This window comes from Legionella brunensis (assembly GCF_001467025.1).
GTDB lineage: Bacteria > Pseudomonadota > Gammaproteobacteria > Legionellales > Legionellaceae > Tatlockia > Tatlockia brunensis.
This window is the reverse complement of record NZ_LNXV01000033.1, coordinates 214,230-238,852: the sequence shown is the minus strand read 5'-3', so window position 1 is coordinate 238,852 and position 24,623 is coordinate 214,230. Positions and strand designations below refer to the sequence as shown.

Below are 24,623 nucleotides of genomic sequence, written 5' to 3'. Positions count from 1 at the left end.
CCTATGGGTTATCATCGTGATGTGTAACATTAATATCGATCTTGGCATTGTTATGCTCGATGGGATCGGTCAAATCAGGAGGGGTGGCGTTTAGTCGAGCTTCAACTCGTAAGGCTTCCTGTTCGGTTATTTTTGTTTTAGCTTTCTTGTATTCGACTTCTGCTTCGTCCAATGCTGCTTTAGCATTTTGTTGCCTGATATCGGCATCCCTGCTTCTATCAATATAGTCTTCGCACAAATCGCACTCGCCCAATTGACCGGTAATAATGGTTGAAGAAGTCGGTATCATAATAACGGCGGATTGTTCTTTTGATTCTTCTTTAATTTTTTTGAGATTTAATTTCAAAATCTTAACATCGATAAGCTTTTCAATAAAATCTATACTTCGCAGAGGGTATGCGACATATCCGCTTGCAAAGCCGAGCACTTCATTGATAACGTAGTCAAAAAAACCACTTTTAATTAATTCATAGGTTCTGTAATCGGCGTCTTTGCTTAACCAGAGTGCTTGCTTATAATGTTCGAAGTTACATTTTATGTGACAGATTAATCTTTCCAGTTCCACATTCGCATCTGCAATGTCGGTAATGGAAACAAAATCGGCAATTGTTTTGACATAGGTAGAAGAGGGTAATGGTGAAGTGCCTGATAAATTCTCATTCACTACACCGGTTGGGGATAATTTCGTGTTTTTAAAGAAGGATTGAGCCGCTTCGACATCATTATGCAATCCGGCGTCGTCTCTGAGTGATAATAGTAACGCCCCGCCACCGGCTCCAAGAGCAGCACCTACCGCAGCTCCAATACCAGCTCCAATTGCTGTTCCTATCCCGGGCTCAATTATTGTTCCGATGATAGCTCCTGCTATCGCTGCTGCTTGCGTGCTTAAAAAAAATTCAACAATCCCTGCTAATAAATCTGCCGCCTCATTCGGAACCCCAAATGATTGGAAGAATTGGGAAATCTCTCCTGAAACTGGGTCTAGAAACTGATAATCATTCTCATCAACCTTGGCAAAGAAATCGATCATCGCTCTTTCAGCAGGTTTATTATCATCCTTGGATTTTTTTAAAGTTTGCAAAGCGTTTATGGCATCATTCTTGAGAGATAATGAAATCAGATATAAGACATGTCTAGCCCGATTCGGATGGTTCAAAAGTTCAATGATAAAATCAGTAACTTTGACAACCGTGTCATCGATTTTTGACAAATCCAAACTATTTGCAAAATCAACAAATGGCTTTTGTGAATCGATTATCTTATTAAAATCATCAGTAATCTGTTTTCTATATTCTGCAAATTCTTTTTCTAGACTTTGAGTTGTTGCAGCAGAATTAGATGGTGAATCATTTCCAGTTTGAGCGAAGTCACCGTCAAGCAATTTTTTAACTTTATTGAATGAAGCAATTTTTTTGGCTGCCTCAAATCCAGAAAGAAATATTTTATCCAACAATGCGTCTTTAAGAATATTTTCCTGACATAGAATGAAATTATAATCAATGCGTTTAGGGGTTAATGGTTTATTTTCATAGGTTACAGAGTAAGGCAGTAAAATACAGGGGCGGATTGTCGATAATCGAGTGGCAATTTTATAGTTGGAAATGATTTCAAAATAATTATATTGTACTGTATGGCATCTATTTGTATTTGAAACGACACGGGTTTGTTTGTTTTCGATTCCAGAGTCTCTGGTTTCTTCGATTCTTACTTTTCTGTTTTGCTTAAAATCATTGGTAGTGCTAACAACACTTTCGATGGTATTACTTATCGTATTTGAAACATGCGGTTGGAGTTGGGAGGATATGCCCCCATCAGCACCTGCTTCAATGGTTATGGGAGTATCAGGGATTTTGATGCTTCCTCCTTCATGACCGTTAAGATGCAATTGATTGTTGGCAGTAAGCTCATCCAAAATTTGTTTTGTATCGCGCTGGGTTAAAGTCGAACTCGATTTCAGTTCAAGCTCAGTAGATAATTCATTTTCATTTTTAATAATGGATTTATCCCAGTAGTGATACTCCAACGTTACAGTTTCTCCTGGAGCTAGTTCCAATGTTTTTATTAATTCTCCGCGTGAATACCCAAGGTGATGCCACTCTTGTTCATAAGTCACAAATAATCCGACGGAATATTTTGATGAATAGGAAAAATAAGGTTGGAATAGGGAACTTGCCCCAATTGCTTTAGACAATTTATCAACATCAAGTAAATCTTTTTTAGAAATTTGAATTACAGAGCGGATGTTATTAATAAACAATTTATTTTGATCATCCTCTATATCTCTTATAAGTTGTTGGTAGAGTTTGTGTACTTCGTTTTCATCAAATTTTATTTTTTGTTTCGGGTTTAAAATTTTATTTTTGACGAGTATCTGTATTTTTTCAGAGCCCCTGCTTTTTGAAGACGGATCAGGTAACAGACCAGAATTTATCTGGTTGATAATAGGGATATTGTCATGCAGATTTTCGGCAATTTTTTTGGCTGCACTTTCTTTTTGCTTATCTGTCAAATTTCGAAAGGGATGACAAGGATAAAAATAGAGGTTTTTCTTACCGCATTTATCATGCTTTATTATTGGGGAAATCTGACTATATCTAATGACAGACGGTTCCTTATTGATAGCCAGCTTTGAATCGCACCCTTCAAGTTGAGTAAAGGAAATTTTAAACTCTCCAGTTTTAGCTCCATTTTTCATCATGATCTCCATATCGCAGACTGGATAAAGCTTTCTACTGAAATTATTTAATTATTGCACAAGTTTTGAAAAAATGTTTGGAGCACTCCACTCGATAGATGAAGCACTGCCCGGAAGAGGATTCCCATATTACGTTGCTTTAATATCGGCTACGATAGATATAGGGAAATAAGCTCCTTACTGTTTGAACAACCTGATATTCTCATTATTTTGGCAACATGGGCTTCAACTGTTCTAAAGGATATATTCAAATCACGGGCAATTTCTTTGGCTGATTTACCATTACTAAGAAGTTTAAGGCATATGGCTTGCTGTGAAGTTAGTTGTATGGGTTTATGCGATGTTTTATGAAATAAAATCTTATGCTCATTGTTTAATTGAAGATATGAAATTTCAGTGCTAATTGGATTATTTTTTGCAAGATATTCAATAAGGCTCTCGACATGCTTTTCAAGAGCGCTGTCGTCAGAATTTATCGTAATGCTACTGATTTCTTGATAAAGATGGTCGCGTGCGGTATGAAGGTTTTCTAAAAAATCTCCAACGCTATTTTTTTGCATTAAAGGCAAGGAATTTCTAGTGATTCTATCTAACTGAGTCTGTAAACTCACATCAAGAAAGCAAACAAACTCAGATGAAAGAAGCTGTCGATTTATTTCACTATCGACAATACTTCCATCCGTGGTAACTACAATATTTTCACGACTCAATAATGTACTTAAGATATCTCTTTGACAATTTTGAAATAAAAGACTCCCTTGTTTACCCAGGATACTGTTTATTTCGAGGCCTATTTTAAACTCTAATCCAAAGTCAGCATCAATAAAGGTCCAACCGAGTTTATCGGCGAGTGTTTTAGCCAATAAAGATTTTCCTGCGCCGGGTTGCCCGACAATAAGTATGCATTTAGTCTGATTCATTATTTCCTACCAAATATTAGTCAATGTCATATAATAAATTTATGATCTATTGGTTTATTTAGTATACTAATTTAGCCGTAATAAAATAATTCGTATAAATACTTAGTTGGTAGATTAATTTTTAATCCATTCTTAATATTTCCATAATCTTTTTCATACTAGTATATGCATGCAAGAAACATTGTATAAATGATTTTTTGTCGCGACTTATCTTCTCCTCAAGGATGGTCAGGAGGACTGGTGTTAGCACCTAGTTTTAATGAGTAACCGGGTTTGTCGCTGAGGTAATCATGTAAAGTGATTTATTCAGCGAGAATTACTTCCTTTTCCTTAAATAAATCTAATCTTTTGAGTGCTTACCTTATCGCTAATTAATGATTTTTACTGTGGGAGAAAATACTCATGTCCTTAACCCTTAAAACAATTCAAGCGGGTGTTAGTGGTACAACACTCCGTCTGCGCTCTTTAACTATTAATGATAAGGATGTTCCATTAATTTGTGATTTTTTAAGTAAAAATCCACACATCACCACTTTGGATGTTATTGGAAATAAAATAGGTGATGCAGGAGCAGAAATGCTAGCTGGCACTAAAACCATTACCACTTTGCTGGTCGCCGCTAACAAAATTGGCGCAAAAGGAGCAAAAATATTGGCTCGCAATGAAAGCATTGCTGAATTGAATATTGCTGGTAATAAAATTGAAACAGCGGGTGCTATCGCGTTAGCAGAGAATAATAGAACCAGAACTAAATTGAAATTATCGATTCGGCCTGATGAACGCCAACCATTCCTTGCTGCCTTAAAGAAAAATACCACGCTCACTGAAATTATTATTCCCCAACAACATTTAGGCAATGAGTTTATGAATACTGTTGCCAAGATTGCTCATAGAAATAGAGTTAAGTTACCAGTCATGAACAGTATGCTGTTAGCCCGTTCGTTTTTTCAAGCACAGCGATCATGGAGCAGCAGTGTTCTTGCTCATGAGGAAGAACGTATGGATGCATGCTCACTAGGAAAATTGCCGCAAGAGCTTACGGAAAAAATTGCTTCTCACACGTTAAGTAATTTTAATGTACATAATTACAGGCTTTTTTCTGAATATGTAGTCAGTTATGATGAAGCTGATTGGGAAATAGCAAAAGAGACCATAGCTTTCGCGGGGTAATTCATGATTGAGAAGCCCGGATAAGACGAAGTCGTAATCCGGGTGTTCTGTATAATCAATTCAATGTAGCCTTGATGCAGCAAAGCCTAATCAAGGATTAGCAATCTACACTTTTATTTATTTTCTCTAATTGTTCAGGATTTAAATCTCTAAAAATACATTGATCGTTTTGGCAAAATATCGAAATTTGCAAACTAAATTTACCATCGTAAAAGCGGTGAGAAACATAGCCTAGGGACTCTTTCTTTTTATCTGTGCTCTATACAAAGAAACATTAAGCTAATCTAAAAATATTAAGTTGCATGCTAATTGCCTTAACTAATGGTAAAATAACATAAAATAAGCAAATAGATTTAATCAAAGTCATTGTGTTCAATTTACAAGTGCAAGCATTTTGATGCAATGGGTGTTGCGAGATATCCATATGTCAATCTGAAGATATACACAGGTAAGACACCTTAAGCTTCTTTGAGGCACAAGCAAGGGTTCTTCTTTGAAATAGGCAAAGTGAGGCAGGGTCAATGTTAGAAGTAAAAAGTTTAAGCATGTTGTTTGGATCAAAATCGTTATTCCAAAATGTGGATTTGACCTTGTTGCCCGCGCAACGTTATGGAGTTGTCGGTGCCAATGGCACCGGAAAGTCTACTTTTTTAAAAATATTAGCAGGCGAAGAGCAAGCATCACATGGCTCAGTTGAAAAAGCAAAAAATCATAAAATAGGTATCTTGAAGCAAGATCACTTCCGTTATGAACAGGAGCGTCTTGTTGATGTTGTGATTCGTGGAAACTCCGTTTTGTGGGATGCGTTGACTGAAAAAGAGAGCTTATATTCTAAAGAAACGTTTACTGAAGAAGATGGCTATCGTCTGAGCGAATTAGAAGAAATAGTCATGAATCAAGGAGGTTATGAGGCCGAGTCGACTGTAAAAAATTTATTACTTGGCTTAGGTATTGCCGAAAAGTTCCATTACAGCCGATTAAGTGCTTTATCTGGTGGTTACAAATTACGTGTTTTATTGGCACAAGTTCTGTATCAACAACCCGATATTATGTTGCTTGATGAGCCAACCAATCACTTGGATATTATATCGATTGCATGGTTGGAAGAGTTTCTAAAAACATCTTTTAAAGGACTCTTGATTTTTATTTCTCATGATAGAAGTTTTCTCAATAATACCTCCACGAACATACTGGACATTGACTACGATACGATCCTGGATTATCCAGGAAATTATGATAAATTTTGTTTTGCCAAAGAGGAACGCTTACGACTGAAACAAAGTGAGTTGAAAAATCAGGAAAAACGAATTGATGCTTTACAAGGTTTCGTTGATCGCTTTGGCGCAAAAGCAAGTAAAGCAAGTCAAGCGGCTTCACGACAAAAAATGATAGATCGAATCGAATTAGTTGAGATCAAAGAATCTAATATTTTCAAACCTTATTTTAATTTTCAGCAAAAGAAATCTTCGGGTAAATTGGTTGTTAAAGTAGAGCAGTTGCACAAAAAATTTGATGAGCGAGTGTTATTAAAAAACGTATCGGTTACCATACAACGTGGCGATAAATGTGCCATTATAGGACCCAATGGTATTGGAAAATCTACCTTATTGAAAATTTTATTAAGGGAATTACACTCCGATCAGGGACACTTTGAATGGAGTGATACTGTAAACGTGGGTTATTTTGCCCAAGATTATCGAACCCAGCTCGATCCAGAACAAACTATTTTACAATGGATGGAGGATAATATCGCTGCCCCCGGACAAGAAATTAGGAAAGTGCTTGGACAAGTACTCTTTCGGGGAGCAGATGTTGATAAAAAGATTGCAGTATTAAGTGGTGGAGAGTCCGCGCGCTTAATTATGGCTAAATTAATTTTGGAAAAACATAATGTTTTGATATTTGATGAGCCAACCAACCATTTAGATCTTGAGTCGATAGATGCCTTAATCGAAGCAATTCAGCTATTCCCTGGAACCGTATTATTTGTCAGTCACAATCGTTATTTTATTGATGACATTGCAACGCGTATCATGGTATTAACCGAACAATATGGTGTGCAGGATTTTCTTGGTAATTACACGGATTATTTAGAGCAGTATGGAAAAGATTATCTGGTAACGGCATAAAATAGGTTTTCCATTATTCTTGGGAAAATTGCTATGATTTCACTAAAGCTAAGGCAAATTATTCTTTTTTAATATTAGTGTGAAGAATTAATACCTATTGCATATAATGTAATTAACGATGATCATTGCTAAGGATGGCTATGAAGATCATTCTGTTTATATGGTTTATGATTATAAGTTTTAACTCGTCCGGTGCTATCATTTATGTTCAGGGACTACCCATGCCATTAGAGCATAGAAATGACGTCTATCTCCTACCCCCCACAAACGTAACCCCCTCAAATACCACCGTGTTTTATATTACAATGGATGGTGTCAACAAAGTATGTCTATTAGATACCCACATGACTGGAGGCTTTTATCAAATTACCCAAGTTGAATTTCTAATTGCTGGGAACAGAACGGTGTGGAATTGTTATGCTTATGAAACGCGGGTAGTTAAAGTTCTTCCATGGTAAAAGGTACTATTTCTAGAGACAGTTGCAATTCCACCTCCCTGTGGACAATACATCCTTGTATTGTTTCCGTTTAAGGACTTCAATGTCCTAAAATTGCAACTTCCAACAATCTAAGTATGGCTTAAACTTGGTTGTTCGTCATTAAGACATACTTGGCAAATACTGTAAGAAATGTCTTACAAATACTACCTATTCAAATGTTTTTCCGGGTTAAAATTTTCCATTATTCCTACCGACACATTGCTTTCTTCTTCATAATAGAGGATAGGATATTGTCCGGGGTTAATCCGGAAGTCCTTTATTTATACAATGAATTGTAACCTGGGTGACACGAAGTGAAACCCGGTTTTCAATCCTATGGACTTGTACCCAGGCTTGCTCGTTGATTCAAAAATCTCATCATTTATGGTGAGGAGGGTGTCAAAACTATTCTTCCCTCTAAAGTAGGACTACGACACTCTTCACTCAATCTCTCATCAAAAAATCTTAGCCCAGGTTGCCTAATTTTAGAATTAGGTTCGGGAGATTTTTCTGATGTTGGTAATGGAGTATTATTTTGAAGTGCATCTGTAGTATGGCTTTGACTCGTTTTTTCCATCCATGGCTTCTCCGTCTGTGAGGGATATTGAGTCGATTTTTTTCTATGAAAAACGGTAGGCCAAGTAAAAGCTATCGATACGAATACTAAAATGACTGGAGACAATATTGCCATGGTAATAGTTAATGCAAGTTTTGCCCCTATTGTTTCTCCCAGCGTTTCACCGACATGAATTCCGCTTCGGATTCCACCGGCAACAGAATAAGCAAGAGAATCACCTATCAAAGCACATAATTTGAGCATGTTGATGGCTCCATACTTTATCTTTTGTGCTTTTGTTTGATTTTCTTCAAGTGGTTGGTAGATGGATTCAAATTTTTCTTTCAGATCGACATACGTTTTCGGGTTAAAGACTTTATAGACTTGTGAAAAAGTATTAACAACCATGGTTGTCGTAGTACATATCATAGAAATAACATGGGCTAGAAAGGTATCAGGTTTCGCACCTAAAACGCCGAAAAACTTATTAACACCCGATGCAGTAGTAAACCAGGTTAGCGTCGCATAAACCGCTAAAAAGACTGTACTTACAACTCCTAATAAGACACATCGCAAAAGACCATGGGGTTTTTTATAATCTTCAATAAAAAGATTTTTAAATTTTGCATAATTTTCACGTATGCCTACAGCTTGAAACGAATAAAAAGAGATAGCGGTAATCAAAGATAACCCTACCGTAACTATCAAAACTAGAGGGTTAGAGGCGAGCATGCCTACTCCCAAAAAAGTGAGAAGTCCTACGAGACCAGCATATCCAGAAATGCCCGCAGAAATACAGGCCAATAAGGTCACGATACCAAAAAATAATTTCTCACCTCTATCGAATATTGTTTTTTCTTTTTCATTTTCTTCACGGGTCTTAAATGTCTTTTGTTTTTGAGGCTGAAAGCCGGCACTATCAAGCATGGCTCGTCCACGACTTAATAAACACACTATTCCATTACATAAGGAAAGTACTATCGCTAAGCCGAGGCTAAAGCCAAAGGGAGCGCCTAAAGTCGCTAATAATCCCAGGCCAAATACCATGCAAAGTGCCATGGAGGTAACGACTTTGCCAATGACTAATGGCACTCCTTTTATTAGCCTATTTCTATTTTGAGTGGGTGTTCTTGAAAATTCTTGGCCTTTACTAGAGCAGGTAGCAATTTGTAAGACTTCTTGCTTAGATAATCCTTTTCCACCCGAAAGTATCTCGCCCCACTTAAAGGTAAGGAAACTCCAAAAATAGTGGGAAAACGGACGTTTTAGAAGATCTGTTATTCGAAGATCCCCTTTTAGAATGGCTTGTTGGACTTTTTGCGATTCTTCGTCAGTAAATCGATATTGGTTGAAAGAATCAATAATCCAATCTCTTTGAGTACGAAATTTTCTTCTTAAAACCATTATGACTTCAGGATTAGCAAAATCGATTTGATCTTGTTCTAATAAACTAACTATTTTTTTCATTCCGACAAATCCCTTTTTAACGCAAATCGTGTAGCTTATTTATAATTTCACAAGAATTCCATTTAAATTTTTAATTAATTTTAATAGGGCATGATACCTCTATCATTTTCATTAGAAATGATTTGACATACTTTGCGAGTTACATTCTAATCTTGTTTTTTTATCATGATGATGGACGATCATGGCATTTTTGAGTTTTCTAAAACCTGCTCCTTATCTTAATGAAATTCAGGATAAAACCATTGTTAAACGGCAATATCGTTATTGGCGTATTCGCACCTTTTATGCAATGTATATAGGGTATGCTTTGTTTTATTTTACGCGAAAAAGTTTTACCTTCGCGATGCCTGCATTACAAAACACTTTGGGAATGACTAAAACTGAACTGGGAATGATTGCTAGCATTTTGAGCTTAAGTTATGGCATCAGCAAATTTTTGAGTGGAATTCTTGGCGATAAATCTAATCCTCGTTATTTAATGGCGATCGGGTTAATTTTGACAGGTATTTTTAATATTTTGTTTGGATTGTCTTCCACCTGGTGGTTATTTGCTATTTTTTGGGGATTGAATGGTTGGTTTCAAGGGTGGGGATGGCCAGGATGTACTAAATTATTAACACATTGGTATTCTCAATCCGAACGTGGTCGTTGGTGGAGTCTTTGGAATACATCACATAACGTTGGTGGTGCATTAATTCCATTGATTGTTGCTATGTGCGCGCAGTATTTCGGCTGGCGTTCTGCTATGTTTGTGCCTGGGATCATCTGCATTTTAGGAGGCGTTTTTTTAATCAATCGTTTAAGAGATACGCCGCAGTCGCTTGGTTTACCTGCGATAGAGCAATATCGTGAAGATTTTTCTGGTTTATCAAATCATCACCAAGAAAAAACAGAATTCTCAGTCAAAGAAATTCTTTGGAATTATGTGCTAAGCAACCAATATATTTGGATACTGTCCATTTCTTATTTGTTTATTTACATTGTTCGAACGGCCATTAATGATTGGAGCATGTTGTACTTAACAGAAGTGAAGGATTATTCCTTAATCACAGCAGGTAGTTGTGTCATATGGTTTGAGATTGGTGGTTTTTTTGGAAATCTGGTTGCCGGCTGGTCTTCTGATAAAATATTTCAAGGTAAACGCAATCCAATCAATGTTCTCTTTACAGCAGGTGTATTTGTCACTTTGTTGCTATTTACGTTGACTAGGGAATACACACCATTCCTCGACTCTTTGTTCCTCTTTTTCTTTGGTTTTTTTATCTTTGGACCACAAATGATGATTGGTATGGCGTGTGCGGAATTAGCACATAAAAAAGCAGCGGCGACTGCAACTGGCTTTGCCGGATTTTTTGCTTATTGTTTAGGTGCTGTTCTGGCTGGTGCTCCTTTGGGTGCAATTATCAAAAATTACGGCTGGGATAATTTCTTCCTCACATTGTTTATTTGCTGCTTGATTCCATTATTTTTGATGCTGCCACTCTGGCATGTGAAAGTCCATCCAAGGTATCGTAAATCAGAATTCTCAGGCAAATCTGAGTTTGCTTAGTGATTGGTTTCCCTCGGTGGAGTATTAGAACCTTAATTATGCTTCGCTACATCAATGCTTGTATCTTTAAATTGTAAACAAGAAAGCAAGCGTAGAGGGTATTACCTGTTCTAACCAACTTAGGTTTATCCAGAGAATAAGCGAGTTTATGCAATTTGGACATGTAATTTTTGATAGTTGCAGGACTCTTGCCTTGTTTTTTCCAATGCTCAACCAGTGCATAGATATGCTTGGGCTTCAAACCATTCAAATGACCAACTTTAAAACCCAATTCGTGTAGATCTTTCATGCAGCGATTAATCATATGTTTCATATCTGCCTCGCTGGCGTAGAAATAATCCTTTTCCATTTTCAAAAATGCCAGAATATGTATAATGCCTAAAAAGACACATGTTAGGGTGTTCATGCTATTTAGATTATCTATTTTTGGTATTTTGATAAGCGCCATTACTCTACTTGTTGTGTCATTTCTCGCAGGCCACCCAGCAAAAATCCAACTTTTAAATGCGGATGCTCTTTACTTACCTACTTTATTCTCTGATGTACTCCATGGAGATGGTCATATAGCAGATTGGTACTTAACTCCGGCCCCATATTTCTTTCCAGATTTTCTATTATTTTTATTGGCATACTTGCTTGGAAAAAGTATTTACCTGCAAATTGCGACATATATCGCCATTCAAGCATTGCTTACTTTTATCTTGATTTATTTTCTTATCAAGCAACTCTATAAAAAAGAGTGCCTCTTTATCTCAATATTGGCGTTCACAATACTTGCCTGGTGTGCTTTAAATGCTCTTGAACCGTTACGCTTAATGTTAATAAGTGCCCATCATTATGGCGTTTTTATGATGGAAATCCTTTTTTTTACCTTATTCATAAGTTCCAAAAATTGCAAATCAACCAAATATAAACGATATAATACAGCACTGTTAGCTGTTATTGCTGGTCTTTGTTTACTTTCTGATACATTGTTCATACCTCAAATGCTAGTACCTGTTTATTTCTTGTTTGTTTTAATCAATGATGTAGAAGATAAAAAGGAAGATAGTCATGCTAAATACCTAACAAAAAGTTTTCCTTGGTTTTTGGGTTTTTTTGTCTTTCTGTTGATCTTGGAAATTATCTTTAATAGACATCTTGGGGAAAATTTTAAGGCGTTTTATCTTTTAATCCATGCGTTTTATATCAATACTCCCATATTATTTATTTTCATTTGCAGCTATTATTTATTCAGTTTCGTTTGTTTGACTTTTCTTTTAAAACAAAAGCTATTTTTAAATCTGAACAAAGAACTTATTTATCTCATTACATTTTGTTTATTGTCAACGATTATCTCATTAGCCGCTGTTTTATTCGTAAGGCATAATGTTGCGATTAGATACCTTATACCCGCTTTTTCCTGGCCTATTATTGCAGGCACAATACTTTTTGCTTGTTTTCTAAAAAATAAAATTAGCTATTTAAGTCTGCCAATCTCCCTTATAGTACTGTATTTGATGACTTCTACGGTTCATGACCTTATACAAAAAAATGGTATAGCCTATGATTTTTATCCAAACTACGTTGCATGCATTGATAATGCGCTTGCAGAAGCCGAAGTTAAGCGCGGTATCGCCCAATATTGGGATGCAAAACATCTACAAGGGTTCAGTCGATATAAAATAGTACTAGCACAATATGTCTATAATAATCATTTAAAGCGCTATGAACACATCACTTCTAACAAGTATTTTAAATCATCTTATGACTTTGCCATTATTTCTAAAGAGGCTGAAGATACCCCCGGCAAAATTTCTCAAGCACAATTAATTTCAATCAGTGGTCAACCCCAGAAGACCATTGTCTGTGACAATCATATTTTGCTTATTTATAACAAAGGGGGACTAGCTGTTTCCTAGCTTTATCGATATAACAGTACTTACCAGGGTAAATTATCACCACATTTATTAACGCCCAATCTGTTTTCATAAAAAACGTCTACTCCTTCACGGCAATGCCCCATTTTTATGTTCTATTTGTGCTCATTTATAAATCGAGGACCATAACAAGCTCTTTATGATGACGTTAAAAAATTGATAACCCTATGGTTGCCCATCTCAAATGGTGGCGTCTGAATACCTGATGATATATTGACTGAGGCAAGTGATTCTTGCCGTTTGGTGCAAATATCCCGTGAAAGTGCATTGAGTGCCCCGTATTTGGGAAAGACCCGAGAGATTTTGTTGTTATAGGGTAGTGGAGTTATCTGGCGTACCATCTACTTTGCATGATCTGAGAGGAACATTCGCCACTATTGCTGATAGCTGGATTTACCTGCTTATGCCGTGAAGCGATTACTCAACCATAAAATGAACAATGATGTTACAGCAGGGTATCTCATGAAAGATGTTGAACGATTAAGGAAACCCATGCAACAAGTAGCTAATTTTATACTTGAGCATATGATGGAGATATCTGATATCAGTTAATCAAAAAAATTTAATCGCTTGCATCGTTGATCTAACAATTGGAGATATTTTTCCTGCATCTGTTGAGATAAAAAACTGAAACCAATCAGCCTTCGCCACTCAGGTATTATTTGATGAAACTCTCGTACGATCCCATCGATGACGTTCTGGTTTAATCCTAATTTTTCAACGGCAAAATAGTTAAAAAAATCACGTTTTGTTAAATTATTTTTTTTCCCCTTTAGGGGCAAAGCGATTTCTTCTTTTGTGTTTTTTTGAGCGATAGTTGAGTTAAGTAAATCATATGCGGGTGATATGGAAATTTTTCTATCCTTAGTAATTAGGGAAAAATTTTTTAGATGCATGTCTTCATTACCGACCAGGAAGTTAAACAACGTCAACTTAAATAATTTCACGAATTCAATTTTTGGGAATGTACAAAATTGTGCTATGACTGCAATTACTTTTTCCATAGAACTTTTATATTTTGTATGTCGATCTTCACCTGATAGCTGTGCAAAATCCTCTAAAGCTAACTTTTTATTATGGCCTATTCTATCAAAGCGTTTAATGAAGTAGGTTAAACTGTTGTCTTTAGAATAAACTAAACCATGAACCGGAACTTCGAGGCCTATAGTTTTTGCAAGGGTCATAGTAATGGCTTCATTTTCCGGCAATTCTGGATAAATATCACTTTGTGGTTTTAAAATATAGTGACCCTTTTGATCAACGATTTCAAAACATCCCTCTTTAATCTTTAGTTTGGCACTTAATTTCTTTTGGACGCCCTGAACAGACATCTTTCCTACACGAGCAATTGCTTCCTGTCGCTGCTCATCAGCACTTAAATCTAATGGGCTAAGATTTTTTAATTGAGGAGAAAGCAAATGCAATCCACGTTGTGAATAGTTTTCTTGAACACTTATCTTTTCATAAGTAATAGGACAGTGTTTCATCTTAGTTCCTCAATCGTCACTGCGCCTACGACATCTTGGCCAACTATTATCAATTGGCCAAAATAATCATTTTTATCGATTTTATATTTGCGTAATAATGCTTCAAGCATAATACCTTCAGGTAGCAATCCTTCAAAAAAAGGGGGGAATACGTCAAAATCATAGATCTTATTTGTTAACGGCATGGTGAGCGAAACAGGTGCGCCCTGATAATCATTAAGGTAAGTAAATTGGTATTTTTTACCTTCTAACTCTTCTAATATTCCAGCTCTAATGCCATTTACTGATACGTATGCTTTTCTCATGTATTATTATCCGTTGTTTTAGGAAAAGGCGTTTCAAATTTTATTTGGATATTTAAAACATCGAACACTTTTAGCAATGTATTTAGCCGCACCGATTCTTTCCCTTTTTCAATATCATAGATAACCGTCTTACCGACTCCCGCTAACCGAGCTAACTCCTGTTGCGATAAGCCGCTGTGTTTGCGGTAGTAATGGACTAAATTGGCAATTTCGTGTTTGGGCATGGAACACCAAAAATTAATTATATATTACTGTTATAGCAGTAAAAATGATAAAAATACAGTTATGACTTTATCTTTTTTGTATGAATTCGTCATAAATTACTGTTATGGCGGTAAAAAATGCTCAATTTATTGGTTTTCTGAGTATTAATTTATTTTAAATGTCAAATATTACTGTTATAGCGGTAATTTTTTTGGGGAATAATAAAAAAGTCATTAGTTTGTTAACCTAGTTTGAAATAATAGTAAATTATGTTTCGCCAATCATAGAATATCGTGTCGAATTATCATTTGGTATCATATTGATTTTACTACATATTTGTCATTGGAAGCACTTTGAAATTACCCCAGTATCTTTCTGTGAGCATTAAGGAAAGTTGGTATTTTAGGAGATGTTTTTTAAGGGCTTTTTTCACAGTAACGATAGTGAGTCGATGAACCAAAATCACGTTGTATTCATGATTTGAGATCTGGTGGGATAATGAAAATGCTTATCTACTCCAACTAAACGCTAATGTTAATAATTCTATAGAGTATTTTAAGGGGGTTTTTTGTCAACTTTTAGATGAAAAAATCGAAGAATAGTGTCAATAGTCGGATGAAAGAATCTTATGATTTGTTATTGCGAGGAAGCTTCCCAGGTGGATTTTTATTCTTTGCTAATAGCGATGTTTGATAGATGCTTAGTACTATGCAAAAGATTAAGGTGATTACTACAATACCCAAAGCAATGAAGATAGGGATTTTAAACCAGGGTGCAATGAGCATTTTGAAGCCCACAAAGATCAAAATAAATGCAAGCCCATATTTTGGCAATTATCGATGAAACTTTTTGCCCCTTCGTAATTAAGTTCCCGCCCAAGGCAGAATTTTTTGCAACTCCGGAAGAAATAGAAAATCAAATTCTTCATATTGATAACTTAATTAAAAGAGAAAAATTTGAAGAGGCGAAACAAAAATGTACCAAAGCTATTGATCAAATTAAACGAGATATTAGCCGTATTCGAGATGAGGTAATTGCAAAAGCCGAATTAGAACGCAGTATTAGAGTGAAATTAAAATATACTGCGGAAATATTAGTCAGTATGTTATAGGTAAATATCGTAATATTTCAAAACCAATTTCACTGTTGTAGTATAGCAGCCCCCACCATCAACCGAAATGCACCTTACTTTATCAAGTAGTTGAGGAGTATTACCCCAAATTTATTAATCATCTGGCCCCTATCCTTTGCGTTGGCTGTTGTCTTTCATAACTAAAATGCCCAGCAAAAACATGCTCCCCATTGCCAAGAACTATGATGACAAGGAGTAGTAGAATGATTGTGGTGATTGAACTTCTGGTTGATTGATGCGAGTACGTTTTCTCGATGATAACCGCCATAATATTTAACTGGAGACCATGAGGGACTAACAGGTGGAATTGGCGGATTGTATTGAGAAAAACTATCGCAAGCATGGACAATTTTCCCACCTACCACCGTCATTAACGAATAGATGTCTTTAATATCCTCTTCTGGTACTAAAAAGAAATCTTTAGACAGAACAGCAAAATCTGCTAATTGATTAGAAAGAAAAGATCCCTTTATGTCTTCTTCATTAGAAAACCAGGCGCTTCCTTTAGTATAAAGCTCTAATGCTTTTTCTCTGGAAAGGATGTTGTCTTCATTATAAAGTGACTGTCCACCTACTGTTTTTCCTGTAGTTAGCCAATATAAACATAACCATGGATTATAACTCGAAACTCGAGTCGCATCTGTTCCCATGCCGATTGGAATTCCTGCTTCAATTATTTTGTTAATTGGGGGAGTACGTAAGGTTTTTTCTTTCCCATAGCGTTCACTAAAATACTCTCCTTGGAAAGCCATTCTGTTTTGAATAGCTATACCACCACCGAGTTTTTTTACCCGTTCTATTGAATGATCAGAGATAGTCTCCGCATGATCGAAAAACCAATGTAAATTATCAATAGGGATCTCTGAATGGATTTCCTCATAAACAGTTAGAGCTCTAGCAATTGATTCATCGTAAGTTGCATGTAATCTAAAGGGCCATTTATTTTCTGCCAAAAGACGTACTACAGGTTTTAGTTGTTCCTCCATTACAGAAGGTAAGTCAGGTCGCGGTTGCAGAAAGTCTTCAAAATCAGCAGCCGAGAAAACAAGCATTTCACCGGCTCCATTATGACGATAATAGTCATTACCTTGTTGGTATTTCGAAGTTTTTGTCCAATGGGTAAAATCATCTAGTTCATACCCTGCTTTTTGCGTAAATAAATTATAAGCGATTCTTAAAGTTAATTTATTTTCTTTATCGAGCGCTTGGATTATCTCATAATCATCTGGGTAATTTTGAAACCCACCCCCCGCATCGATCACACTAGTGACTCCAAGACGGTTTAATTCACGCATAAAATGTAAGGTTGAGTTAATTTGATCATCACGACTAAGCTTAGGGCCTTGAGCTAATGCAGAATAGAGTATGATGGCGTTAGGCTGGGCAATTAACATGCCGGTTGGATTACCTTTTTTATCACGCTGAATCATGGTACCAGGCATTTCTTTAGTATTCTTATCATAACCAATGGCATTCAATGCCGCTCTATTGAGTAAGGCGCGATCATAGAGATGAAGAACAAAGACAGGAGTGTCTTTTGAAACCGAATTGATTTCATCCAATGTTGGCATTCTCCGTTCTTTAAATTGAAACTCAGTCCAACCACCAACAATTCGAACCCATTGGGGAGCGGGAGTGCGTTCAGCTTGCTCTTTGAGGATAAATAATGCTTCATTAAGTGTTCGAACGCCATCCCAACGTAACTCCATATTAAAATTCAGTCCACCGCGAATTAAGTGGATATGAGAATCATTTAATCCTGGAATTACAATTTTTTGCTGCAAATCAACCAGTATCGTCTCGAATGTTTTTAATTTAATAATTTCTGTATCAGAGCCAAATTGAACAAATTTATTATTTTTAATGGCAACAGCAGTTATTTTTTTATTACTAATACCTGAGCCTTTAAAATTTCCGTTGTAATAAATTGTATCCATTGCAAGGGTCTCCTTGATTAACCCTAATATAGAAGCATTAGCCTACGTTAGTGTTTTGATTAGGCTGGGAGTCGCGTATTTATCTACTCCTTAAGAAATATATTATTTAACCATTTTACCTTTCCATTCACTTCTTGGCTTTTGTTTGTGAACCATTGTATAAGCATAATCAACGCCCATACCGTAAACACCACTAAATTCTTTGACAATATTCATGACACTATCATAAGTATCTTTTCTTGCCCAATCACGTTGCCATTCAAGCAGTACTTGCTGCCAAGTTACAGAGACAACTCCAGCCTGTTGCATTCGATTCATAGAGGATTGTTGGGCTATTTCGCTTGTACCACCACAAGCATCCTCAACTACATAAATTTCATAACCATCTTGCATTGCTGAAAAAGCACACATGTTGATGCATACTTCAGTCCACAAGCCTGCAAGAATTAACTTTTTCCTGCCAGTATTATCAACATGTTGCCTCACTAGTTGAGAGTCCCATGAGTTCATGCTGCTACGCTCAATAACATCATTTTTAGGGAATACATCGAGTAACTCTGGCCATATAAAACCACTAAAACTTTCTGTCTCCACAGAGGTAAGAATAGTAGGAACCTGGAATAGTTTTGCTGTGTTAGCTAAGGCTACGGCATTATTCTTCAAAGATTGCCTATCAATACTTACGACACCAAAAGCCATTTGTGGTTGATAATCAATCATTAATAACACGGAGTTTTGGGGGGTCAATAGTTCTATTTTTTTGTCCATAAATATGTTCCTTCTATGATATTTTTTCAACTCATCTGGTTAGTACATTAAATATAGACCATTGATCTTATTTTTAATAAAAATCAATGACTATTCTGAGATGATAGAAATATTCGGATTATAATTTTCTTAGCTTGATGTTTGGGTTATAAACTTCCTACCGCAGAATTAAGTGAACGAAGTGGCTTAGCATAGACGCCTAAGCGTTCCGCAGATTTTGGCTCTACCCTAAATAAAGGGGCATTTTAATCAAGTTAGTTTAGACTAACCCTTTGATTTGCCGTCAAAAGGAAGATTAAAATGCCTAAGAAAAAGGCAAGATCTGACCCTGATGACTATTGTTCTATAGGCATAATTTTATGCAAATCTTAAAATAATATATTGGCTGAGTATACTCTGAGGGATATGAGCAAACCTATAGGCCTTGCTGAATATAGACTTACTGAGTCCTTACCTGATGAGATAAAAACTAGTTTACCAACAATTGAGCAATTGGAAGCAGAGCTGGCTAAGAATCATGATGATTGAATATTAAATTTATCAAGCTATTTAAATATATGGATAATGTTATTATGAAACCTCATATCATTGGCATTAGCGGCAACATGGGGGTTAGGAAATCAACACTTACCATGGAACTCGCAAGAAAATTACAGGGCTCTTTCCTCTGTAGGGATGATTTTGATGAAATTTCAAATGGGCCGGAAGATTATATTGATTGGTATAAACGTGGAGAAAATTATAGTGAATGGGATTACCAAGGACTAGAAGATGTACTTGAGTATCTGAAGCTTGGAAAATCAGCAGTTCATCCTGAACTGTAAACTATTATTAACCCAACAGGATACATTATCTTTGATGCTCCCTTAGGTCGTTTCCATAAACAAACAGGTTTACATTACATATAGATACATGGGTTCATATTGACGTTCCACTTGATGTTTCATTATGTAGATGGCTCCTTAGAGATTATAGAGATACTAATAAAAATAAAGTTGAACTTTTAGATGAGTTAGAGTTTTATATACACCAATCAAGACCTTTATTTGATGATTCTAAATTTAAAACTGAAGCTGATTTGATTATTGATGGAATGTTGTCAACTAAACAACAAATAATATCCATTAAACAATATTTGAAAAACTTAGGGCGTTAGCTTAATTTGGTCTCATTGCCAGTTTGGGCTGGATATGCGGTAAAACCCCTCATAAGTATTATTGTCCTGCTTGTGGTCGTTATTTTAATCAGCGTTTACCGGGCATAGGTAAGTATCAACGAGCCAGCGAGAGTTTGCGTAAACAGGTGTTTCACTATCATAGTAAGGGAGTGAGTCAAAAGGATTTGTCTCGGGACCTAAAGTTGGGTAAATCTACTGTAGAGCGTTGGTATCATTACGGCTATGAGCTTCGCTATAAGAAGATAGCGAGTCGGTCTTGTCCTCGCATATTAGGACTGGATGAGCATTCATTTAATAGAAAGGTGGGTTATGCTCTTGGCAGCATTGAGAACCAATCCCAATAAACTCACTGTAAAACGATTAAATAAACGAGAACGCTATTTACAACAGCAACCTGTCATCGCTGCTATTTATTATTTTAAACAGCGATTGCATCGATTACTCATGAGAAAACATCGCACCGCAAAACAGTGTACGCGTTTAATACCTCTTTTTCTTAAATTGGTTGCCAGTTTGAAAGAAAGTCCCTTTGAGTCACTAAAGACTCTAGGCAAAACATTATATCAATGGCGGGAAGAAGTGGCTAGAATGTGGCGGTTTACTAAAAACAACTGCATTACGGAAGGGTTCCATCGGAAGATGAAACTGATTCAAAGACGAGCTTATAGCTTTCGTAACTTTGATAATTATAGAACTCGTGTTAGGGTGTTGTGTTGTTAAATGGTGAGTGCCCCCCGTAATTGGGAAAGACCCTGATATTGTCTACATTGCGTCTACATGACTTTTTCGAACTTTCTGAAAACTACCGTAACTACTTGATTTTATTGGTGGGCCCACTAGGACTTGAACCTAGGACCAACGGATTATGAGTCCGCTGCTCTAACCAACTGAGCTATGGGCCCGGGGGAGTTGCCATTGTAATAGTTATCACTATTTAATGCCACAATATTTTTATTTTTTTCTCAACCAATTAATTGCAATGGTTGAATTGTTAAGACGCTTCAAAGCGTCTTAACAGATGCCAGAAGAAGCTTTAGCTTCTAGGTATCATCACCCTCTAAGAAGCTGCGGAGCTTCTCTGAGCGGGATGGGTGGCGTAATTTACGCAAGGCTTTGGCTTCAATTTGGCGGATACGTTCGCGGGTTACATCAAATTGTTTACCAACTTCCTCTAATGTATGGTCGGTATTCATCTCGATACCAAAACGCATACGTAAAACTTTGGCTTCACGTGGGGTTAGGGTTTCAAGAATCTCTAATGTCGCTTCGCGTAAGCCTTCAGCAGTAGCGCGTTCAATCGGTGATTCGATGTTACTGTCTTCAATAAAATCACCTAAATGTGAATCGTCATCGTCACCAACCGGCGTTTCCATCGAAATAGGTTCTTTGGCGATCTTTAATACTTTACGGATTTTATCTTCGCTAAGATCCATTTTTGCCGCTAATTCTTCGGGGGTCGCTTCACGGCCCGTTTCCTGGAGAATTTGTCGTGAAATACGGTTGAGTTTGTTGATCGTCTCAATCATATGCACCGGGATGCGGATTGTGCGTGCCTGGTCGGCAATCGAACGTGTGATTGCCTGACGAATCCACCAAGTTGCATAGGTTGAGAATTTGTAACCACGTCGGTATTCAAACTTATCGACTGCTTTCATCAAGCCGATATTTCCTTCCTGAATTAAATCGAGGAATTGTAGACCGCGGTTAGTGTATTTTTTGGCAATCGAAATTACTAAGCGTAAGTTTGCCTCAACCATTTCTTTTTTAGCACGTCGGGCTTTTGCTTCACCAATTGACATTTTACGGTTAATGTCTTTGATTTCGCTAATAATCAAGCCATATTCTTCCTCAAAAGAGGTTAGTTTGGCTTGGATACGTAAGATCTCTTCGCGATACTCTTCAATGCGCGGCATATCCAACTTTTTAGCATGCTTGCTTATGACAGTTTCTAACCAAGTCAGATCAGTTTCTTGACCGGGGAAGGTATCAATAAAGAGTTTGCGTGGAATGCGGGCTTTTTCAATACAAAGGCGCATAATCGTGCGTTCGAATTCACGAATATGATTACGCAGATGACGGAAGTGACGGGTTAGGCGATCAACCTGTCTTGAAGTCAACTTTAATTTCAAGAAGGAGTCGGACATTGTTTCTAATAATGCAAGAGTTTTAGGGGCGGTGCGACCATGCTCTTTTAACGCATGCATCGCATTGTTAAAATTCTCCCGCAATTCGTCAAAATAAATTTTTGCTTGTTCTGGATTAGGGCCTTCATCCCCTTCTCCCAAGCCGCCTTCACCTTCCTCGCCTTCTTCCTCGGAGTCAATATCATCCAACAGAAGCTCTTCCTGCTGAGACTCATCAAGCATAGAACCTATGCTAGCAGGTGGTGCCTCTTCTTCGACATCGGCAAAGCCGCTGATGATGTCGCTTAGACGAATTTCTTCTGTGATAACGCGATCATAATCCTCAAGAACTAGCTGTACCGTTTCAGGATAATGAGCAAGCGATTTGAGAACTTGGTAGATACCTTCTTCGATACGCTTGGCAATGCGAATTTCACCTTCGCGTGTCAGCAGTTCAACCGTACCCATTTCACGCATGTACATGCGAACCGGATCAGTTGTTCGACCTGTCTCTTTGTCGACAGAAGCAAGAACTGCCGCTGCTTCTTCAACATCCTCGGGAGCTTCTTCAGTTGTCCCAAGTAGAGCCAATTCGTCTTCGCTGGGTGAAACTTCGAAAACTTTAATGTTCATGCCTTCCAACATGCTGATAATTACATCAAAATGTTCAGTATCGACGATGTTGGGTAACAGATCATTAATCTGGGCATAGGTTAGGTAATTTTGTTCTTTACCCAAACGGATGACTTTGGTAATTTGCGAGTGCTGCTGTTCTTGGTCATTCATAGTCGTCATAGGCGTTGGTGAGGTTAAACCACAAAAAGGTTTTGATTATAAACCTGCAATGGCAAACTTGCCAGTATATTTTGCGTTATTTTTTATCATCGTTATTTTGGTGCCGCTGCTTAAGCATCTCTTGTAAGTTTAGTCTTTCTGATAAAGTTAAGCCCTGATCGCGGGATTTTGCAATGTACTGATTAATTTTATTTTCTAAATTCTGTTTTTGCAAAAATAAAATAATATCAATAAATTCTTTCACGAGTGCTGGTTCTGGAACCTGATGGTCCCAACCGGCTAATTTCCCTAATGCGTCAAAAAAGGGTGTATTACGCCATTGTTCAATTAGCGTTGCCGTATTCGCTTCAGGTGATTTTGCGATTTGTTGCAGCAGTTTTTGCAGTATTTCTTGCTCTTTTCCCTGCAACAAGCTAGGGTCGATATATTCTTGGCAATCTTTGAAGATTTCAGGATGTTGGATGAGCAAAGCAATGGCGAGACGAATTGGGGAGCGAGTAATGGGTTTATTGTTTTGCAAAGGCAAAGAAGCCTTTTCATGAATAATTTGTGCTAGTCGGTGAGTTTCTATATGACTAATTCGTGCCAGTTCATCTAGCAATAATTGTTTATAGGGGCCTTCTTGTATTTTTAAAAGATGTGGCTTTGCAGCATTGATTAATTGACTTTTACCCGCAACAGAAAGTAAATCGATATTGCGTGACAGACTGTCAAAGAAAAAATGATTGAGTGGTTTGGCCTGTTTTAATCGCTCAATAAATTTTGCACTTCCTTCCTCTCGTACCAGGCTGTCGGGATCATAACCTTCTGGTAGAAAAATAAAACTGGCATTGAGGCCTGCGTTTAATTGAGGCAAACAACTTTCCAAAGCCCGCCATGCCGCTTGACGTCCTGCAGCATCGCCATCAAAACAAAAAATTAGGTGTTGCGTGTGTTTAGCGAGTAATTGAATGTGATAAATACTGGTTGCAGTTCCCAAAGCGGCAACGGCATTAGTAATACCATGCTGAGCCAAGGCGATGACATCCATATAACCTTCAACAATAACAATGTTATCAATAGATTTATGGGTTTGTAGAATTTGGTGTAGTCCATAAAGTTCACGGCTTTTTTGAAAAATAACTGTCTCGGGTGAGTTGAGATATTTGGGTTTTTGCTGCGCGTCAATAGCTCTTCCGCCAAAGCCGATAATTCGACCATGCCTATCATGGATAGGGAACATAATGCGATGACGGTAACGATCATAGGTTTTGCCGTCTTCTTTTTGAATAAGCATCCCTGTGGCAATCAGTTCATTGCGATGAATTTTAAAATGCTTCTCAAGCGTTTGCCAATCTGCTGGCGCGTATCCTATTTGGTAAAACTTAGCAATTTCCCCGGTTAACCCTCGTTGGCGTAAATAGTTAATGGCAGGTTGTCCCTTGGTCTTTAAAGTCGCTTGATAAAATTGACTGACCTGTGCTAACAATTGATACAAGCTAAGCGATTGTTGATTTTTTTCCGTGCGTCCATCGCGTGGTACCTGCAGGCCGAGGCGTGACGCAAGTGTTTCTACGGCATCAATAAAACCTTGATTAAGGTAGTTCATTACAAAGCTAATGACATTCCCACTCGCGCCACAACCAAAACAGTGATAAAACTGTTTTTTTGCAACGACATTGAACGATGGGGTTTTTTCATTGTGAAAAGGGCAGCAAGCCACATAACTGTGGCCAGTTTTTTTTAATGGAATATAGCTATCAATAAGCTCAACAATATCGGTGCGGGTAAGCAGATCATCGATGAATGGCTGCGGAATTAAGCCAGACATG

At 37.2% G+C, this 24,623-nt stretch carries 18 protein-coding genes, 1 tRNA gene and 4 pseudogenes; 10 read left to right on the top strand and 13 right to left on the bottom strand.

Going from position 1 to position 24,623, the window contains the following annotated elements:
• Position 1 precedes the first annotated feature (1 nt).
• Positions 2-2,698 (bottom strand): hypothetical protein, encoded by a 2,697-nt coding sequence (locus tag Lbru_RS12360; protein WP_131793558.1) that lies wholly within the window; start codon positions 2,696-2,698, stop codon positions 2-4.
• A gap of 146 nt (positions 2,699-2,844) precedes the next feature.
• Positions 2,845-3,615 (bottom strand): LuxR family transcriptional regulator, encoded by a 771-nt coding sequence (locus Lbru_RS12355; RefSeq protein ID WP_058442437.1) that lies wholly within the window; start codon positions 3,613-3,615, stop codon positions 2,845-2,847.
• A gap of 402 nt (positions 3,616-4,017) precedes the next feature.
• Here Lbru_RS12355 and Lbru_RS12350 point away from each other — a divergent pair, with 402 nt between their 5' ends.
• The 3 genes from Lbru_RS12350 to Lbru_RS12340 all read left to right on the top strand — a co-directional run bounded on the left by Lbru_RS12350 (position 4,018) and on the right by Lbru_RS12340 (position 7,372).
• On the top strand, positions 4,018-4,785 hold the full coding sequence (locus tag Lbru_RS12350) for a leucine-rich repeat domain-containing protein (RefSeq protein WP_058442436.1): 768 nt from the start codon (positions 4,018-4,020) through the stop codon (positions 4,783-4,785).
• Between the two features lie 521 nt (positions 4,786-5,306).
• Positions 5,307-6,914: a ribosomal protection-like ABC-F family protein gene (abc-f, locus tag Lbru_RS12345; RefSeq protein WP_058442435.1), complete on the top strand. Its 1,608-nt coding sequence runs from the start codon at positions 5,307-5,309 to the stop codon at positions 6,912-6,914.
• A gap of 140 nt (positions 6,915-7,054) precedes the next feature.
• Positions 7,055-7,372 (top strand): hypothetical protein, encoded by a 318-nt coding sequence (locus Lbru_RS12340; RefSeq protein ID WP_058442434.1) that lies wholly within the window; start codon positions 7,055-7,057, stop codon positions 7,370-7,372.
• A 403-nt stretch (positions 7,373-7,775) separates the two neighbouring features.
• On the opposite strand, the gene Lbru_RS12335 is transcribed toward Lbru_RS12340, so the two are convergent.
• A complete protein-coding gene (locus tag Lbru_RS12335; protein ID WP_058442433.1) occupies positions 7,776-9,416 on the bottom strand; it encodes a hypothetical protein in 1,641 nt (546 codons plus the stop codon).
• Positions 9,417-9,597: 181 nt separating this feature from the next.
• Between Lbru_RS12335 and pgtP the strand changes: the two genes are divergently transcribed.
• Positions 9,598-10,965: a phosphoglycerate transporter protein PgtP gene (pgtP, locus tag Lbru_RS12330; RefSeq protein WP_058442432.1), complete on the top strand. Its 1,368-nt coding sequence runs from the start codon at positions 9,598-9,600 to the stop codon at positions 10,963-10,965.
• Between the two features lie 91 nt (positions 10,966-11,056).
• On the opposite strand, the pseudogene Lbru_RS12325 reads toward pgtP, so the two are convergent.
• A pseudogene (locus tag Lbru_RS12325) lies at positions 11,057-11,314 on the bottom strand (phage integrase N-terminal domain-containing protein); the annotation flags it as partial.
• 55 nt (positions 11,315-11,369) lie between these two features.
• Between Lbru_RS12325 and Lbru_RS12320 the strand changes: the two are divergent.
• Entirely contained in the window at positions 11,370-12,866 is a 1,497-nt protein-coding gene (locus tag Lbru_RS12320) for a hypothetical protein (protein WP_058442430.1), read from the top strand.
• A gap of 331 nt (positions 12,867-13,197) precedes the next feature.
• Positions 13,198-13,436, top strand: a pseudogene (locus Lbru_RS17950) (integrase); the annotation flags it as partial.
• On the opposite strand, the gene Lbru_RS12315 reads toward Lbru_RS17950, so the two are convergent.
• From Lbru_RS12315 to Lbru_RS17945, 4 genes and pseudogenes are all read right to left on the bottom strand, one after another.
• The gene (locus tag Lbru_RS12315) at positions 13,433-14,371 is read right to left on the bottom strand and encodes a lpg2370 family Dot/Icm T4SS effector (RefSeq protein WP_058442429.1); all 939 of its coding nucleotides are present in this window, start codon (positions 14,369-14,371) and stop codon (positions 13,433-13,435) included. The pseudogene Lbru_RS17950 and the gene Lbru_RS12315 sit on opposite strands and share 4 nt — an antisense overlap.
• Positions 14,368-14,676 (bottom strand): HipA N-terminal domain-containing protein, encoded by a 309-nt coding sequence (locus Lbru_RS12310; RefSeq protein WP_058442428.1) that lies wholly within the window; start codon positions 14,674-14,676, stop codon positions 14,368-14,370. The genes Lbru_RS12315 and Lbru_RS12310 overlap by 4 nt, the downstream gene beginning before the upstream one ends.
• Complete coding sequence (locus Lbru_RS12305; RefSeq protein ID WP_058442427.1) at positions 14,673-14,900, bottom strand: helix-turn-helix transcriptional regulator; 228 nt, start codon at positions 14,898-14,900, stop codon at positions 14,673-14,675. The genes Lbru_RS12310 and Lbru_RS12305 overlap by 4 nt, the downstream gene beginning before the upstream one ends.
• Positions 14,901-15,506: 606 nt before the next feature.
• A pseudogene (locus Lbru_RS17945) lies at positions 15,507-15,707 on the bottom strand (hypothetical protein); the annotation flags it as partial.
• On the opposite strand from Lbru_RS17945, the gene Lbru_RS17390 reads away from it, so the two are divergent.
• Positions 15,692-15,991: a hypothetical protein gene (locus Lbru_RS17390; RefSeq protein ID WP_058442426.1), complete on the top strand. Its 300-nt coding sequence runs from the start codon at positions 15,692-15,694 to the stop codon at positions 15,989-15,991. The pseudogene Lbru_RS17945 and the gene Lbru_RS17390 sit on opposite strands and share 16 nt — an antisense overlap.
• 161 nt (positions 15,992-16,152) lie before the next feature.
• Here the strand turns inward: Lbru_RS17390 and Lbru_RS12295 are convergent, their stop codons facing one another.
• Together Lbru_RS12295 and Lbru_RS12290 are read right to left on the bottom strand one after the other, a co-directional pair.
• Positions 16,153-17,949 (bottom strand): amidohydrolase, encoded by a 1,797-nt coding sequence (locus tag Lbru_RS12295; RefSeq protein ID WP_058442425.1) that lies wholly within the window; start codon positions 17,947-17,949, stop codon positions 16,153-16,155.
• Between the two features lie 102 nt (positions 17,950-18,051).
• On the bottom strand, positions 18,052-18,717 hold the full coding sequence (locus Lbru_RS12290) for a hydrolase (RefSeq protein ID WP_058442424.1): 666 nt from the start codon (positions 18,715-18,717) through the stop codon (positions 18,052-18,054).
• Between the two features lie 405 nt (positions 18,718-19,122).
• On the opposite strand from Lbru_RS12290, the gene Lbru_RS17935 reads away from it, so the two are divergent.
• The 3 genes and pseudogenes from Lbru_RS17935 to Lbru_RS16630 all read left to right on the top strand — a co-directional run.
• Positions 19,123-19,245, top strand: coding sequence for a hypothetical protein (locus Lbru_RS17935; RefSeq protein WP_202967551.1), 123 nt, complete (start codon positions 19,123-19,125; stop codon positions 19,243-19,245).
• Positions 19,246-19,289: 44 nt separating this feature from the next.
• Positions 19,290-19,541, top strand: a complete 252-nt coding sequence (locus Lbru_RS17850) for a nucleoside/nucleotide kinase family protein (protein ID WP_238583883.1) — start codon at positions 19,290-19,292, stop codon at positions 19,539-19,541.
• 361 nt (positions 19,542-19,902) lie between these two features.
• A pseudogene (locus Lbru_RS16630) lies at positions 19,903-20,614 on the top strand (transposase); the annotation flags it as partial.
• Positions 20,615-20,719: 105 nt separating this feature from the next.
• Here Lbru_RS16630 and Lbru_RS12275 read toward each other — a convergent pair.
• From Lbru_RS12275 to dnaG, 3 genes are all read right to left on the bottom strand, one after another.
• Positions 20,720-20,796 (bottom strand) — tRNA-Ile (locus tag Lbru_RS12275).
• A 138-nt stretch (positions 20,797-20,934) separates the two neighbouring features.
• Entirely contained in the window at positions 20,935-22,803 is a 1,869-nt protein-coding gene (gene rpoD, locus Lbru_RS12270) for an RNA polymerase sigma factor RpoD (RefSeq protein ID WP_058442422.1), read from the bottom strand.
• 85 nt (positions 22,804-22,888) lie between these two features.
• Positions 22,889-24,622 (bottom strand): DNA primase, encoded by a 1,734-nt coding sequence (dnaG, locus tag Lbru_RS12265; RefSeq protein ID WP_058442421.1) that lies wholly within the window; start codon positions 24,620-24,622, stop codon positions 22,889-22,891.
• Between the last annotated feature and the right edge of the window lies 1 nt (position 24,623).